Raw genomic sequence first — 14,746 nt, forward strand, 5'->3', positions numbered from 1 at the left:
GCTCAGGCGAGCGAGGCGACCAGCTCGCGGGCCTCGACGATGTTGTCCTCGATGCTGCAGTACGTCCATCCGCCGTAGCGACCAATCGAGTACACGCCGCGCTCGCGCAGGAGCGACGACACGCGACCGTACTCGGCAATCGAGCGCTGCGTGATGTGGACGTACGCCGGATCCATGACGACGGAGTGCTCGGCCACGAGGCGATGATCCGTGATGACACCGGCCTTCGCGAGGTCCTTCAGGACCTGCGCGCGCGCGGTCTCGACGTCGACCACGGCGTCTTTCGCGTAACCGAGCTCGACATAAATGCTGAGGCGATCGCCGTCGAAGATGTTGTCGTAGAAGCCGACGCGGTAGAACGAAAGCGCGGGGTCCGGGTAGTACATCCAGTGGACGTCGCGCTGGCCCTTCTTGTCGAAACCGAAGTTGAAGACGAGGACCTTGTTCCACGAGAACACCGAGCCATCGTGGGGAACCTTGGCCATGGCGAGCAGGCGCGGAAGCGGAGCCGAAGAGACGAGCCGCTCGAACGCAATGTCCCGCTTCGTGGTGCGCGCGACCTTCGCGTCGAGGTCGATCGACAGGAGCGCTTCGCCGAGGGCGATTCCACCCGGCTTCACTTCACTCGCGATGGCCTTCACGTATTCGATGGCGCCGCCCTCGGGATACGTGAAGGTAGCGTTGTAGCTCGCATTGTTCGCGACCTTCATGTTACGGACGATGTCCGTGAGGTCGGCATGGGGGAAGAAGCGCCCCATGGCATCCTTGTCGAGCGTCGAGAGGTCGGTGGCGTACAGCTTCTCGTTGTACGGAATGAGGAACTTCTCGGCGATCGACTTGCCGAAGCGCGCGTAGAGCATCGACTTGAAGTTGTCTTCGCTCGAAGGCGGAGAAACGGGCGCGCTCGCACCGACCATCTCCCGCGGCGCGCGCGCGAAGTACAGATCGTAGAGGCAGTCGATGAACTCGTTCTGCGGAAGCTGATGGATGTTCTTCTGGAACGGGAAGTCGATCTGGCGATCGCCGTATTGGATGAACGACTTCTTCTCGACCTTGCGAATGCGCTGGCCCTGCATGCGTTCCCGGAGCCACGCCTCGATTTCGGGATGTTTGAAGTGGAAGAAGTGCCCGGAGTAGTCCCAGACGAACCCCTCCTTCTTCACCGTCTTGCAGTAGCCGCCGATCTCGGAATCTCCGTCGACCACCAGGTAGTCGTCGTCTCCCCGCTCACGCAGCGCGACTGCCGTGGAGAGCCCCGTGATGCCTGCGCCGACGATCAGGGTGCGAACCTTATCCATCGACAAGCAAGCTAGTGTGACTTTGGCAGGCGAGCAAAGGTAAGCTCGCGGTCATGTCGGCGACCACGGCCTGCACGCCCGCCACCTTCGAGCAGACGTTCGAGCGCATCCGCACCCAAATGGCGCGGGTCGTCATCGGCCAAGAAGAGCTGGTTTTCGGCCTCCTCGTGGCTGCGCTCGCCGGAGGTCACGTGCTCGTCGAGGGGGCGCCTGGGCTTGGGAAGACACTCGTGGCGAGGGCCTTCGCGAGGGTTTCGGGGGCGAGCTTCAAGCGCGTCCAGTTCACCCCCGACCTCATGCCGAGCGACATCACGGGCTCGAGCATCCACGACCGGCGGGCGAGCGACGCCGGTGCGGCTTTCACGTTCGTGCCCGGCCCCATCTTCTGCCAATTGCTCTTGGCCGACGAGATCAACCGAGCGCCGGCCAAGACGCAGTCCGCACTCCTCGAGGCAATGCAGGACCGCCAGGTGACGGTGGACGGAACGTCGCGCCCCCTGCCTGCGCCTTTCATCGTGGTCGCCACCCAGAATCCGGTCGAATCGCAGGGCACCTACCCGCTACCCGAGGCGCAGCTCGACCGCTTCCTCGTGAAGCTCACCGTCGCCGACCCGCCGCGCGAGGTCGAGCACCGCATCGTTCGATCGCACGCACTCGGATTCGATCCCACGGATCTGTCGGCGCTCGAGACGGTGACCACGCCCACCGAGCTTCTCTCGATGTATGCGCTCGCCTCGAGCGTACGCGTGGACGAGTCGATCATCGCCTATGTCGTCGAGCTCGCTCGCAAGACACGCGAAGATCGCGCGATCGAGCTCGGCGCCTCGCCGCGCGCGTCGATTGCCATGATGAAGGCCGCGCAGGTGGTGGCGGCCAGCGCGGGACGGAGCTTCGTCACGCCCGACGACGTCAAGCCCATGGCCAAAGCCGTTCTGCGCCACCGCATCATGCTGCACCCCGATGCCGAGCTCCAAGGCATCACGGCCGACGAGCGCATCGACGACATCCTCCGCGCGCTCCCGGTTCCCCGCGCCGTGAATCCAGAGGCCTCCGCCGCCGAGGGTCAAGCCACCGCGTGATGGTCCCGACCCGCCGCCTCGTCGTCCTCGCGTTCCTGGCCACTGCCATCGCGGTGGTGGCCGGCTACGTGCGCGGACTCGATGCGGCGTGGCTCGCGATCGACGGTGTCCTTCTCCTCATGTGCGGAGTGGATGCTCTCGCCGGCCGAAAGGCGCTCATCTCCGCGGAGCGACGCGCCGCTCACATCTTTTCGGTCGGCCGAGCGAATCCGGTCACGCTCGTCCTGCACAACCGAGGAAACCGCGTTCTTCGGGGGAGCGTCATGGACGATCCCGTCGAAGAGGCCACCGCGTCCGGGCTCCCCGGCGAGTTCGAGCTCCCCGCGCATGGCACCGTCACGCTTCGCTACGACCTCACGCCCACGCGTCGAGGCAAGCGCGCCTTTCGCGCGGCGACGGTTCGCTATCGCTTGCCGCTCGGCCTGCTCGAGCGCCAGGAGCGCATCGAGCTTCACCAGGAGCTCGACGTCTACCCGGACGTCCACGCCGCACGCACACTCGAGATGCTGCGCCGGCAAGGCCGCGAAGATGCGCGCGTCGGCAGTCTCCGAGTCCGCGGTGGAGACACCGAATTCGAACGCCTGCGCCCGTATCAGAAGGGGGACGAAATCCGGCACGTCGATTGGCGCGCCTCGGCACGACGCGAGGAGCTCGTCGTTCGCCAGTACCAGGCCGAGTCGAACCAGAACGTCGTCTTCGCCATCGACGTGGGCCGCTCGATGCGGGGCGAGTCGGAGGGCATCACCAGCATCGACCGCGCCCTCGGCGCCGCGCTCCTCACCGCCGACGTCGCCTTGCGCGGCGGAGACAAGGCGGGCCTCCTCACCTTCGACGACCGTCCGCGCAGCTTCCTCCGCCCAACGGGCGGCAACATTGGCAGTCGTAAACTCACCCGCGCCGCCTACGCGCTCGACGCCGGCCTCGCCGCCACCGACTACCGCGCGGCCATGGTCTTCTTGAAGACCCAGGTGAAAGCGCGCTCGCTCTTCGTGATCTTCACGAACCTGCTCGAACCGCGCGGCGCCCGCGAGCTCGCCGCGTCGGTGAAAAGCCTCATGCCGCGTCACTTGCCTCTCTGCGTGCTGATGCGCGACGAGGACATCGAAGAGCTGGCGGTGGCCCCCTCGCAAAACGAAGCCGAAACCTTCGTTCGCGCCGCCGCCGGAGAATCTCTCGCCTGGCGCGACGGCATCGTCCGCAGCCTCCGCAACGCCGGCGCGCTCGTCCTCGACGCCCGACCGGGCGACGTCACACCTCTCCTGGTGAAACGCTATCTCGAAGTCAAAGCGCGCCGGCTCCTCTAAGCCCTCTACCCCTCTCTACCCACGCTGCTCGTCAGTCGCAGAGCCGCTTGAAGACGAGGATCAAGCGCTGATGGTTGCCTCTCGGGGTCGAGAACGTGAACGTGGTCGGGCTGGCGGAGAAGGACGTGGCCACGAATGGGTACGCGGCGGGTGCCCAGTCGCCGAGCAGCGGGAAATGCACCGGATTGGAATCCCACTCGCACGTTGGCGTGATTCGGAGGTTGGCTCCATCGATCGAGAGCGTCGCTTCGAAGCGTCGAACGTCACCCGAGGGGTACGTGAAGACCTCTTTGATCTTCCCGCCGCGAATGCGCAGTGTCTCGGTGCCATAGGGCGCTTGAAAGCCGTCGGGCGGGACGTCGTTGAAATCCGTCACCGCCGTGAGGACGTAGGTGCCGTCGGCGATCGTCCCACCATTCATTGTGGGGATTACGCCCCCGACGGAGCGCACCGACTCGACGGGATTGCCGCGCTGCTTGAGCTCGTTGCACTGCGCAGCCTCGGCGGGCTCGTCTCCGGCATCGGAGCCCGCCCCAGGATCGGCCCCCGCTTCCGTCGCATATCCGAGAGGGACGAGCATCGCCCCAAATCCGAGAATCGAGATCAGTTTACGAGCATCACAAATAGTATTCTTGGCCATTTGACCCCCCCTGTCCGGCAAACGCTTGCCGTTCATCAGGAGATGCTCCGCCCCGCCGACCGGTGATCGCGACGGGCGTGTCTGGCCTCGAACGTCTGGGCCGAGGTTCAGTCAGCGACCTTCGTGTACACGAGGGTCAGTCGCTCGTGGTTGCCTCTCGGGGTCGAGAAGGTGAGCGTGCCTTCGGTGGCGGCGAAGTACGTGCTGCCCGACTGGTGCTCGGTGGGGGCCCAGTCGCCGAGCAGCGGGAGGTTTGCCGGGTTCGACGACCACGTGCACGTCGGCACGAGTTGGAAGTGCGATCCGACGATCATCAGCGTTGCGTCGAAGCGTCGAACGTCGCCCGACGGGTACGTGAAGAGCTCCTCGAGCTCGCCCCCTCGGATGCGCAAGGTCTCCCCTCCGTAGGGCGTTCGGGTGCCTCCCGGTGGATACTCGACGTCGTCGGTGACCTGCGTGAGCACGTACGTGCCATCGAGGACGGTTCCACCCTCCAAGCTGCCGTCGCCGGCCCCGACCGTTCGCAACGATTCGACCGAACTTCCGCGCTGGACGAGCTCGTTGCACTGCGCAACTTCGGAGCGCCCGCCTCCGGCGTCGGCTCGCGAGCCGGCGTCGTCGCCGCTCGTGGGAGGTGACGAAGGAGGCGGCTCGCTCGAAGCATCGCCATCGGCTCGCGGCGACTCATCCGCAGTCTCGGTTCGCGCCGTTGCGCCGTCGTCGCTTGCCGGCGGCGATGGGCTGGACGATTTCGAGCCAGCGTCGGTTGTCGCATGCGGCGGCGCGCTTCCTCCGGCTTCGGCGCCGGGTCGACGCGCATCGATCGGCGTGTCCGTCTCACCGCTCGCCGCCGGCTCGCTCGAGCTCGTGCACGCGACCAAACCGCAAAACCAAGCCCCACGACACTGCCCAGCTTGCGATAGCGTCGAGCCATGACCGTTCGGTGTGCAACGGGAGAGCCACGATGCGATGCGCGGAGCCTCGCTAGTGCGTCTGGTCAGCCATCGCCTGCTTGATCGCCGCGAGAAGACGCTCGGTTTGGCCGCGCGGATCGCGGAACCAATCCGTCGACCAAATACGATGAATGCGCCAGCCGAGTCCTTCGAGAACCTGCTGACGGAGTCGATCCCGATCGCGCGCGGAGAAGCTCGAGTGATACGCGGCGCCGTCGCACTCGACGCCGAGAACGAAGGCGCCCTCGTGCGCGGGTGGCGCACGGCGAGATCGACGAAGTAGCCGGCGACGCCGACCTGGGGTTCGACCGTGTAGCCCGCATTCTGCAGGGCTTCGGCGACCTCCACTTCGAAGTCGGAGTCGGGCGCGCGGCCGGAGGTCTGCCCATGAGTCAGGCGCCCGGTGCGCGCGAACTCGAGATACTTTCGTAGATCTTCTGCGCCGCGAGCCATCGTCGTGGTGCTCGAAGCATCCAGGTTGCTCGACTCGAACGACGCGAAGACGACGACGCGCTTCTTGGCGCGACTGAAGAGCACGTTGAGGCGCCGCCAGCCATTCGCCTGGTTGATCGGACCGAAGCGCTTCGCCACGCGCCCGTTCGGCGAGCTCGGACCGTAGGTGACGGAGATGTAGATGACGTCGCGCTCGTCGCCCTGGACCGACTCGAGGTTCTTCACGAACGGTCCGTCGGTGCCACCTTCGTCGAAGCGCTTGCGGAGCTCGGGCTCGTCTTTCAGCTTCGTCGCCAGCAGGTGCTGGATGCGCTGTTGCTGGCGAATGTTGAGCGCAACCACACCGAAGGACTCCGCTACGCGATCGCGCAGGTGCTCGATCACGGCGTCGGCGACGCGCTCGGCCTCGCGTTCGTTCACACCGTCGGCGTAGAGGCCGTCTTCGACCTTCACGAACTTCACGCCGAGGTCCTCCGTGGCGTCTTTCGGCGATGGGAAGACGACGAGGTTGTCCCCGTAATATTCCTTGTTCGAGAACGCGATGAGGCTCCCGTGACGCGAGCGGTAATGCCAGCGGAGCTGACGAACGGGGCGGTAGGTGGTGCGCGCGAGATCGAGGATGCTCTCCTTGTTCTCGGTGACGAACTCCTCTTCCTGCTCGCCGTCTCCATCGGTGCTGCTCGAGAAGAAGCTCGTCGGCGGGAGCTGCTTCGAGTCGCCGACGATCACGACCTGCTTGCCTCGTAGAATGGCGCCGAGGGCATCCTCCGGACGGAGCTGGGATGCCTCATCCATCACGACGAGGTCGAACTCGTGGCGCCCGCCCTCGAGATACTGCGCGACCGAGCGAGGGCTCATCATGAAGCAAGGCTTGAGCGCGCGAAGGGCCCCTCCAGCGCGGTTGACCAATTGACGGATCGGCAGATGTCGCCGCTGCTTTCCGAGCTCGTGATCGAGCAGCGCGAGCTCGGTGCGCTCCTTTACCGAGCTGCTCTTGATGCCCTCGGGCACGGGGCGATCGTCGATCCGACGTGCCAGACGCTCGCGTTCGAGGTCGATGATCTTCACGTCGTATTCGCGGAACTTCGCGCGAACGCCGTCGTGCGTGATGCCGTCGTGATTCTGCAGCAGCGGGTGCGCGTCGAACACGCGCCGGGCGAGCGACGAATGAACGACGAGCTCCGCGGCCAGCCGAAGATGGTCCGCTTCGAACGCGGAGCTCTTCTCCACGATGTCGAGAAACGCCGCGCCGCCGGCGCGCGCGAGAGCGTGACGCGCACGGAGGTAAGCGAGCCATGGCGCGAGATGAGCGCGATGCTCGAGCGCACGCGCGCTTCGCTCGCGAACGATCCGTAGGGCTGCCTCGCCCGCCATGCCATACCAGTCGGCCGCGCGGACGCCCCACGTGTTCGAGAAGTTCGCCTCCGCCGTCCGCACGGCATCAACCGCCGTGCGTAGGTCCTGGAGGCCGCTCCCGACTCCATCGAAGGCAGCAGGGCTCGCATCACGCAGCAGGCTGTCCCGCAGCGGCGCGGGCGTATCGGCCGCCACGAGCGCATCGGCGAACGCGACGGACCGCTCGAGCACGTCGAGTGGTGCCTCGACCGAACGGAACGCGGGGCCGAAAACGTCGCCGGGGAGGGTCGCAGCCTCGAGCACCGACGCATGCGAGACGAGTGCATCGGCCTCGGCGCGTAGCTCTCGAAGCACGCCGACCGTGGGCGCCGCTTGCGGGCCGACGTGCTTCGTCACCTCGACCAGAGCGACGACGGCCGAGCGCAGTTGGGAGAGTGCTTCGAGCGCGGTCGCAACGGTGGTGGCGCCGTCGATACGAACGTCCTGGCGGTTTCGCAGCACCGCGTCGACGTGCGATGCCAGCGACGGCATCTCGACGTCGGCATGGGAAGCGAGAACGGCGAGGTCTCGCAGGCGTGCATCGTGCGCCATGCCGAGCCCCACGAGGCGCGGCGAAATGTGGGCATGGCGATGCGCGAAGGACTCCGCGCGAGCCTGCCACGAGCGCGCGGCATGAATCGCTTCGAAGTTCGTCTCGAGCGCCTGGAACGCTGGCCCGAGCGCGCGCCGCAACTCGGGGCTCTCTTCGAACGAGCGCAGCTTCTTCACGTGCGCTCCGAGCGCGCGGAACGCATCGGCCATCTGCGGATCTGCCGGGCGCGCAGGCACACGCGAGAGCAGCGCGTAGACGCGCTTTGCCTCGCGGTAGTCACCGCTCAAGAACGAGAGCGCGCCGGTCGTCGCGCACGTCGCGGCGTGCCGCTCGAGCACCGCCGGATCCGCAGGCAGCAAATCGAGGTGGAAGGACTGCGCGAGCGCAGCACGCTCGGCGCGCAGCTCCGCGACTCGTCGCGCCGCGCCGTCGATGAGCGGAAGCTGCGCATCGGTCGTCGGCGCCCGATAGGCGAGCACTTGGAACGGGGCCGAACGCGCGAGGTCGAAGAGCTCGGCGAGCATTGCCACGACGGCGAGCGTACGCGGCAACATGGATTCGCCGAGCCATCGCGCGACCGCATCGACGAGCCCGTCCGCCCGCTGCAAGCGGGTCGCGAGGTCGTTCGTCAACGCGACGAGGTGCGTGACGCCGTCGGTTCGCACCTCGGGACGGAGGAAGGCAAACGGCTCGAACGTCGGAGCGCGAAGGGCGTTCAGCGCCGCAGGCGACGGCAGCCGCGCGAAGATCATCGCCCGGCGCTGTCGGAACGCGGCGAGGCCACGCGACCATGCCGCGAGCTCCTCGCGCACGACCGGCTGCACGAGCGCAGAGGCCGACGAGACGACGGCGCCTTGCGCCGCCTGCCCAAGGAACTGCAACCGAGCGAGCCATGCCGCGAGCGACGTCGGGTCCTCGGGAACGTCGCCGCCGAGACGCTCCACCAGCGAGGCACGGAGCGCCTCGGCTTCACCTACCGCGCGCTCGAGAGCTTCGAGGTGGCGAAGGAGATCGGGCGCGAGATCGGAGCGCGGATCGTTCGGCCAGACGCCCCAGAAAGGATGCGCGGCGAGCGAAGCCTCGCCACGGCGTACGTCGGCGAGGCTGGTTCCGAAATCGCTTGCCGCGGCGCGGAACGCCTCGTAGCCGCCCAATGCCAGGTTCTCGACGCCGTCGAAGCCGATGGCATCCCAGGTCGATGCATGAGCCCCGAGCTTCTCGCGACGACGCTGCGTTCCCCAAAGCAGCTCGTGAATCGTCCAGCCGAGCTGCCCCACGCGACGATTCAGGACGTTCGCATAGTCGTTCAGCCGCGCACGAGCGTCTCGCTGGACGCGGATGCATTCGTCCAACTGGGTCGGCGGGCGAAAGGTGCCGCGCGTCTCACGACGACGACGCACATCGTCGAGAACGCGACTCTTCTGCGCCTTGTCGCTGTGCAGCTCGAGGCAGAACTGGCCTAGGCCAAGCTTTTCGAGGCGGCGGTGGACCACCTCGAGCGCCGTTTGCTTCTCGGCGACGAAGAGGACGGACTTTCCCTCACCGAGCGCTGCGACGATCAAGTTGGCAATCGTTTGCGACTTGCCCGTCCCTGGAGGGCCTTCGATGACGAGATTCTTTCCCATCATCGCATCGACGATGGCGCTGTGTTGCGAGCTGTCTGCGTCGAGGACGATCGGCGGCACCACGGGGGGTCCGCCTGCATCGATGGTTTTCTCGAAGTCGTATTCGTGTGCGTATTCGCGATCACCGGACGGCTCGCCCGCGACTGCGCCACCAATGAGCTCGAGGAGTCGTGGATGATCCGCGGGACCGTTACCCTCCGGCCAATTCCGAGGATCCAGGTCGCGATACATGAGGAGCTTGCTAAACGACAGCAGCCCAAGGGAGATCTGGCGGCGAATCTGCCAACGCGGTGGCAGCGGGACCGTTTTCGCCAATCGCTCGAAATAGGCTTCGGGGAGCTCCTCGTCGTCGAGGTCGGGAATGGTCAGTCCGAAATCCCGACGAAGCTTCTCCTGCAGCGAGATGTTCGAAAGGATGTCTTGTTCGAGTGCCGAGAGATAAAACCGATAAGCCCCGGTCTTCCGATCCGGCTCGCCTTTCCGCAGCTTGACGGGCAGCATCACGAGCGGCGCGAGAATCGATTTCGGCGAATCCTGACTTTCGAACCATTCGAGAAAACCGAAGACGAGATACAGAATCTCGCTTCCCTTCTCTTCCACGGCCGTTCGTGCGTCCGCCGCGATCGCCGTCAATGACCGCTCGAGATCGGAGGGAAACAAGAGCGACTGAATCGCGGAGTCGGAGTGCTTTGCGTCCGGCTTTTTGCCCTCGGCCGGCTCCGGAACGTCGAACGAGGTGGCGATGCCCACCTCGGCGGCATACGCCTCGGCCGCACGCTGGCGATCCTTGCCCAGGGACGCGCCGGCGCCGGCGAGGAGCGCATGGTTCGACGGCGGCAACGGGACGGGAACGACCTCGAGCTCGTCGCCGTCACCGAGCCGCGAGAAAAGCTGATCGGGGAGCTCGTCGACGAAGCGCACGACGCGTGGCGACGTTTGCTTGAAATTCAGCAGCCGGTTGAGCAGCGTCAGGTCGAGGAGTCGCGTTCGCAGCTCCGCGAGGACCGCGTCGGCCCCCCCTTGGACCGACCCGACGGTGAAGTTGTCTTCATGGGTGACAGGAGACTCGGCGGGCGAAACAAGGGGCTGCGTCATGGGAGAACTTCCGCGTCCACCGACGCGGACGCGGCGACGACGCTATCCGCCCCGCGAGCTCCCGAAAAGCGCTTCGCTCCACATCGAGCCAACCGCCAACCGCCAACCGCCAACCGCCAACCGCCAACGCGAATCGCAAAGCGAATCGCGGAACGCGAAACAAAATGAGAAACGGCGAAGACCGCGAGGCCTCCGCCGCTTCATCTCACCCGAACGAGAGAATTACTTCTCGGAGGTCGTGTTGCGCTTGGCGAGGAGGTCGGCGAACGTGCCGAACTTCGCCTCGCGCTTCACCTGCGCGCGGTACTGCTGGTACGCGTTGCGCTCGGTCTCTTCGTTGAGCGCCTTGACCGAGAGCTTCAGCTCGCCGCGGCGAGGATCCATCTCGATGATCTTCGCCTCGAGCTCCTTGCCCACGGGGAAGAGCTTGCGAAGCTCGGTTCCGCGGGGGTGCCGGTGGCGGAGGCGCTGACGAAGCCGCGGGCGTTGCGGCCCGTGGCGCCGAGGACGCGAACCGTGAGACCGCCCGTTTCGACGGCGACCACGACGACCTTCACGGTCTTGTGGAGCTGGACGCGCTGGGGCGCCTCGTTCGCCGCTTCGCCGGTGGGCGCCGGGTGGAGAGCGATGCGGTGCTGACGCGAGTCGACGCTCGCGACGACCACTTCGATCTCGTCGCCGACCTTGACCACTTCCTCGGGGTGCTCGATGCGCTTGACCGAGAGATCCGCGGTGTGGATGAGGCCGTCGATGCCCGACTCGAGCTCGATGAACGCGCCGAAGGGCTGGAGGCGAGCCACCTTGCCGGTGTGCTTCGTGCCCTGCGCGTACTTCGAGGCAACCTGACCCCAGGGATCTTCGATGGCCGCGCGGCGGGAGAGCCAGAGCTTTCCCTTCTCGTCGACGCGAAGGATCTTCACCTTCTGCGTTTCGCCGACCTTGAAGACGTCCTTGGGCTGGTCGGCGCGGTTGTGGCTCATCTCGCTGAGCGGGACGAGGCCTTCCACGCCGCCGACGTCGATGAACGCGCCGAACGGAACGACCGTGCGGACAACGCCTTCGACGACAGCGCCCATTTCGAGCTTCTTGAGCGCCTCGTCGCGCTTCTCCTTGGCCTCGCCCTCGAGGAGCGCGCGGCGGGAGAGAACGACGTCACGGCCGCGCTTCGCGTACTGCGTGACCGAGAACGGCAGGCGCTTTCCGACGAGGTGCGAGAGGTCCGCGCCCGGACGGAGCTCGACGTGCGAGGCCGGCGCGAACGCGCGGAGGCCGTCGACATCGACTTCGACGCCGCCCTTGATCGTGCCGGTCACGAGACCGAACACGAGGGCGCCGCTCTTCGAGGCGTCGGCGACGAGTCGCTTGGCCTTCGAGAGACGCTTCGGGTGGTGCGTGAGGACGACGAGACCACCACGGCCTCCGTCGTTGTGGACGAGACCAACGAAGGGCGCGCCCGGCTCGAGGATGACGCGCGGGAGCTGCGGAGCCTTGTCGTCCGCCGCGGGAGCCGCTTCGGCGGCTTCGGCAGTGGGCGCGGCCGCAACTTCGGCCGGAGCTTCCGCAGCAGGCGCTGCCTCAGCAGCCGTTGCTTCCGCCGCAGCTTCCGCTTCCGCTTCGGCTTCGCTAACGACCGCGACGCTCGTGGAGCTGAGCGCTTCTTCGCCCGCTTCCTGGGCTTCCTTGCGATCGGCCGTGTGCGCGCGGTTGTACTCCTCGGCCTCGTCCTCGGTGATGAGGAGCTCGCGGAGGTCGAAGATCGCCTTCGCCTTGCCGGCGAGGTCGACGAAGAGCGCGTCTTCGGTGAACTCGATCACCTTGCCGAAGACGACGTCGCCCACGTTGAACGCAGGACGCTCGCGCTCGGGGCGCTCCTTCTTCTGCTTCGGCGGACGAGCGCCGGTCTGGCCCTCGGCTCCGCCTTCGGCAGCTGCGCCCTCGCCGGGCGCCTGGCCTTCGGCTTGAACGCCTTCACCGGCAGGCTTCTTCTTGCGACGGCGACGGCGCTTGCGCTTGGCGGGTGCACCTTCGGTGCCCGCCTGCGCTCCGCCTTCGGCGGCGCCTTCTTCGGCATCTCCCTCGTCGCCGTCGTCGCCGTCTGCCCCGGTATCACCGGAGGAAGCGGCCGCGTCGGCGGACGTGTCAGCGCCACCCGAGCTCGGCGAAGAAGAGGCGGACGTAGACGTCACCGCTCCCTCGCTGGTCGTGGCGGAGGTCGTTTGGCTACCGCTCGTTCCGGCTTCGCTTGCACCCGAGGTGTTGGGCGCGGCGTTGTCGGTCGGCTTCGGCGAGGTTTCGTCTGCGTGGTCCGTTTGGGTCATGACGTAATGCGCGAAGAGGCGTCGGCGCGGCGCACGATAGCGCATTGAAAGCGGTGCGCGCCACCTCAGAAATGCTCAGGAAGAAACGATCGGAAGCGATGACGACTGCGCGGTCGCGCTCGCTGCGCTCGTTTCCGGTGAAGGAGGTATGGCGAGCCGCGCCGCATCCCCCGCCCCGTCCGATGCCGGAGGGGCGACAGACGACGCGCCCGCCGCCGCAACGCCACGTTCAACGCTCGAAACAGCCGGCATTGGCGGCCGCGTCACGGAGCGCGACGGGCTGCCCTTTGGTGCCAACGCGTCGAAGGCCAAGCCGTGCGCTGCGAGGCGATTTTGGTAGTAGAAGAGCAATCGGGTGTCGCGAAGGACGAGCTCGCTTCCCCGTGGCGAAAGCACGGGTTGGGAGTGATAGCCCGCGAATGCTCGGAGCGCGTCGGAAAGCACTTCCTCGCCACGCTTTCCCTTGACGGTGGGCGCGACCACGATCTCTCCCCGCTCCTCCAAGCTGTTGAGCTTGTCGAGCATGGCGTCCACGTCCTCCGCAAGCTCGGCACGACGAACGGTGACGTCGTCACGGTGGCGAAGCACGGAGAACAGGTCAGCCTCGCCGACCGCACGCCGAAGACGCGCAAAAGCGCATGCCGCGACGATGTGTGTCGCCATGACGACGGTGTCCTTACGGAAGGCGTCGACCACCCGCTCACCGAGCTCGCGCGTGTACTCCACGTCACGCGTGTGATCGACGGCCGGCTTCCCGTCCCGGCCGACGATGTAGGACGTTGCGTCGACCTCGCGACCGCGCTCGTCGTGGCTGATGCCCTCGTCGTCGACGAAGTTGCCGAAGCAATCGAGCGGGCGCGAGAAGCGAATCACGCACGCGCCGTCGAGCCCGAGCAGCTTCTGCGAGAACGCCGCCACGCGCCCGATGCGCGTCGATTCGTCGTCTTCGATGAGATAGCGGGCCTTGCCTTCCTCCTGGAGGAAGTCGTCGATGAGGGTCTCGGCCTCGAGCGTGAGCAAGTAGTTGATGGTCGCCGGGACGAAGAAGACCTTCTGCGTGCGCCCGCGCACCGTGGTGCGCACGAACGCCTCGAGGCCCGTGCCGGCGAGCCCAAGCTTCAACTTGCGCTCGACGCCGCCCGAACGCGAGCGCGTGCCGCCCGGGAAGAAGAGCGAGTGATAGCCCCGCTCAATGAGCACCGCGGAGTAGGTCTTGAGCACGTCCTTGTACAGCGCGTGACGAAGGCGCCGATCGACGCGATAGGCGCCGAGGTTGTGCATGAAGTAGCTGAGAACGGGGTTCGTGAAGAGGTTCTTCCCCGCGCCGTAGACGGCCGGCGGGAGCCCCGCGCGCTCGAGCGCGAACCCGAAAACGACGGAATCGAGGTTCGACAGGTGGGTCGGCACGTACACGACCGTGCCGATCTCGGTGAGCTTCCGAATGTGCTCGCGCGGCCCCTGGACGACGATGCGGCTATCGAGGGCCGTGAGGTCGAGCGACTCGTGGATGTGCCGGATCGTCGAACGCGGGGAAAGCAGAGCCCCGAGGAGCGGCGCCATCGCTCGCGACGCGAATTTGTAGACGCGTCGGTCGAAATTCCCCGCCACGTCCCATGCGTATCGCTGGGCGTAACCCCGCAATCGCTCGCGGAGCTCGTGGTCGGTGAGCCGGCCGAGCTGGGCGGCCAGCTGCCGCCATTCCGTGTGTTCGGCTCCGCCGTCGTGCTGCAGGCGGCGCGTCTCGAGGTAGGCCGCTTCGTTCAGCGTGTGAAGCGGGTCCTTCGTCTGCGCGCAGATGCGATTGACGACCTCGTCGACGATCGAAGACCGAGCCGCGTTGAAGTCGAAAATGGGAGCACTCACGACGCCATCAAACCTCGCAATCACTCGCTAGGTAAAGCGACGCGGGCGTCTCGCGGGCTCGGCGCCGTCCGTTCCGGCCAGAGACTGCCCGGATTCCAGCAATACTGTAACCAAGGCAACGACTGGGATCCTCGATTGCAGCTTCGCCCGGCGAGCGGAACCGGCGATCC

At 66.5% G+C, this 14,746-nt stretch carries 8 protein-coding genes and 1 pseudogene; 2 read left to right on the forward strand and 7 right to left on the reverse strand.

Annotation, left to right across the window (positions count from 1 at the left end; translation table 11 throughout):
- Positions 1-2 precede the first annotated feature (2 nt).
- Entirely contained in the window at positions 3-1,298 is a 1,296-nt protein-coding gene (locus AKJ09_RS51845; RefSeq protein WP_146655282.1) for a protoporphyrinogen/coproporphyrinogen oxidase, read from the reverse strand.
- Between the two features lie 53 nt (positions 1,299-1,351).
- On the opposite strand from AKJ09_RS51845, the gene AKJ09_RS51850 reads away from it, so the two are divergent.
- Together AKJ09_RS51850 and AKJ09_RS51855 are read left to right on the forward strand one after the other, a co-directional pair.
- Positions 1,352-2,377 carry an AAA family ATPase gene (locus tag AKJ09_RS51850; RefSeq protein ID WP_146655283.1) on the forward strand — a complete coding sequence of 342 codons (1,026 nt, stop codon included), beginning with the start codon at positions 1,352-1,354 and terminating at the stop codon, positions 2,375-2,377.
- Positions 2,377-3,681, forward strand: a complete 1,305-nt coding sequence (locus AKJ09_RS51855) for a DUF58 domain-containing protein (protein ID WP_240489008.1) — start codon at positions 2,377-2,379, stop codon at positions 3,679-3,681. Before AKJ09_RS51850 ends, AKJ09_RS51855 begins: the two co-directional genes overlap by 1 nt.
- A gap of 31 nt (positions 3,682-3,712) precedes the next feature.
- On the opposite strand, the gene AKJ09_RS51860 is transcribed toward AKJ09_RS51855, so the two are convergent.
- The 6 genes and pseudogenes from AKJ09_RS51860 to AKJ09_RS51880 all read right to left on the reverse strand — a co-directional run bounded on the left by AKJ09_RS51860 (position 3,713) and on the right by AKJ09_RS51880 (position 14,576).
- Positions 3,713-4,321, reverse strand: a complete 609-nt coding sequence (locus AKJ09_RS51860; protein WP_169928698.1) for a hypothetical protein — start codon at positions 4,319-4,321, stop codon at positions 3,713-3,715.
- Between the two features lie 984 nt (positions 4,322-5,305).
- Positions 5,306-5,827: a hypothetical protein gene (locus AKJ09_RS56515; protein WP_420814299.1), complete on the reverse strand. Its 522-nt coding sequence runs from the start codon at positions 5,825-5,827 to the stop codon at positions 5,306-5,308.
- A pseudogene (locus tag AKJ09_RS51865) lies at positions 5,782-10,395 on the reverse strand (DUF4011 domain-containing protein); the annotation flags it as partial. The gene AKJ09_RS56515 and the pseudogene AKJ09_RS51865, both read right to left, overlap by 46 nt.
- Positions 10,396-10,617: 222 nt before the next feature.
- Positions 10,618-10,779: a hypothetical protein gene (locus AKJ09_RS51870; RefSeq protein WP_169928699.1), complete on the reverse strand. Its 162-nt coding sequence runs from the start codon at positions 10,777-10,779 to the stop codon at positions 10,618-10,620.
- Positions 10,755-12,713: a 30S ribosomal protein S1 gene (locus AKJ09_RS51875; RefSeq protein ID WP_169928700.1), complete on the reverse strand. Its 1,959-nt coding sequence runs from the start codon at positions 12,711-12,713 to the stop codon at positions 10,755-10,757. The genes AKJ09_RS51870 and AKJ09_RS51875 overlap by 25 nt, the downstream gene beginning before the upstream one ends.
- 75 nt (positions 12,714-12,788) lie before the next feature.
- Positions 12,789-14,576 (reverse strand): 1-acyl-sn-glycerol-3-phosphate acyltransferase, encoded by a 1,788-nt coding sequence (locus AKJ09_RS51880; RefSeq protein WP_146655289.1) that lies wholly within the window; start codon positions 14,574-14,576, stop codon positions 12,789-12,791.
- Positions 14,577-14,746 lie beyond the last annotated feature (170 nt).

Source organism: Labilithrix luteola (assembly GCF_001263205.1).
In the GTDB taxonomy this organism is placed as follows: Bacteria; Myxococcota_A; Polyangia; order Polyangiales; family Polyangiaceae; genus Labilithrix; species Labilithrix luteola.

What these genes read in the sequence shown, in the direction of transcription:
- AKJ09_RS51845 (WP_146655282.1), bottom strand. Translation starts at nt 1,298, where the DNA reads ATGGATAAGGTTCGCACCCTGATCGTCGGCGCAGGCATCACGGGGCTC.
- AKJ09_RS51850 (WP_146655283.1), top strand. Translation starts at nt 1,352, where the DNA reads ATGTCGGCGACCACGGCCTGCACGCCCGCCACCTTCGAGCAGACGTTC.
- AKJ09_RS51855 (WP_240489008.1), top strand. Translation starts at nt 2,377, where the DNA reads ATGGTCCCGACCCGCCGCCTCGTCGTCCTCGCGTTCCTGGCCACTGCC.
- AKJ09_RS51860 (WP_169928698.1), bottom strand. Translation starts at nt 4,321, where the DNA reads ATGGCCAAGAATACTATTTGTGATGCTCGTAAACTGATCTCGATTCTC.
- AKJ09_RS51870 (WP_169928699.1), bottom strand. Translation starts at nt 10,779, where the DNA reads ATGGATCCTCGCCGCGGCGAGCTGAAGCTCTCGGTCAAGGCGCTCAAC.
- AKJ09_RS51875 (WP_169928700.1), bottom strand. Translation starts at nt 12,713, where the DNA reads ATGACCCAAACGGACCACGCAGACGAAACCTCGCCGAAGCCGACCGAC.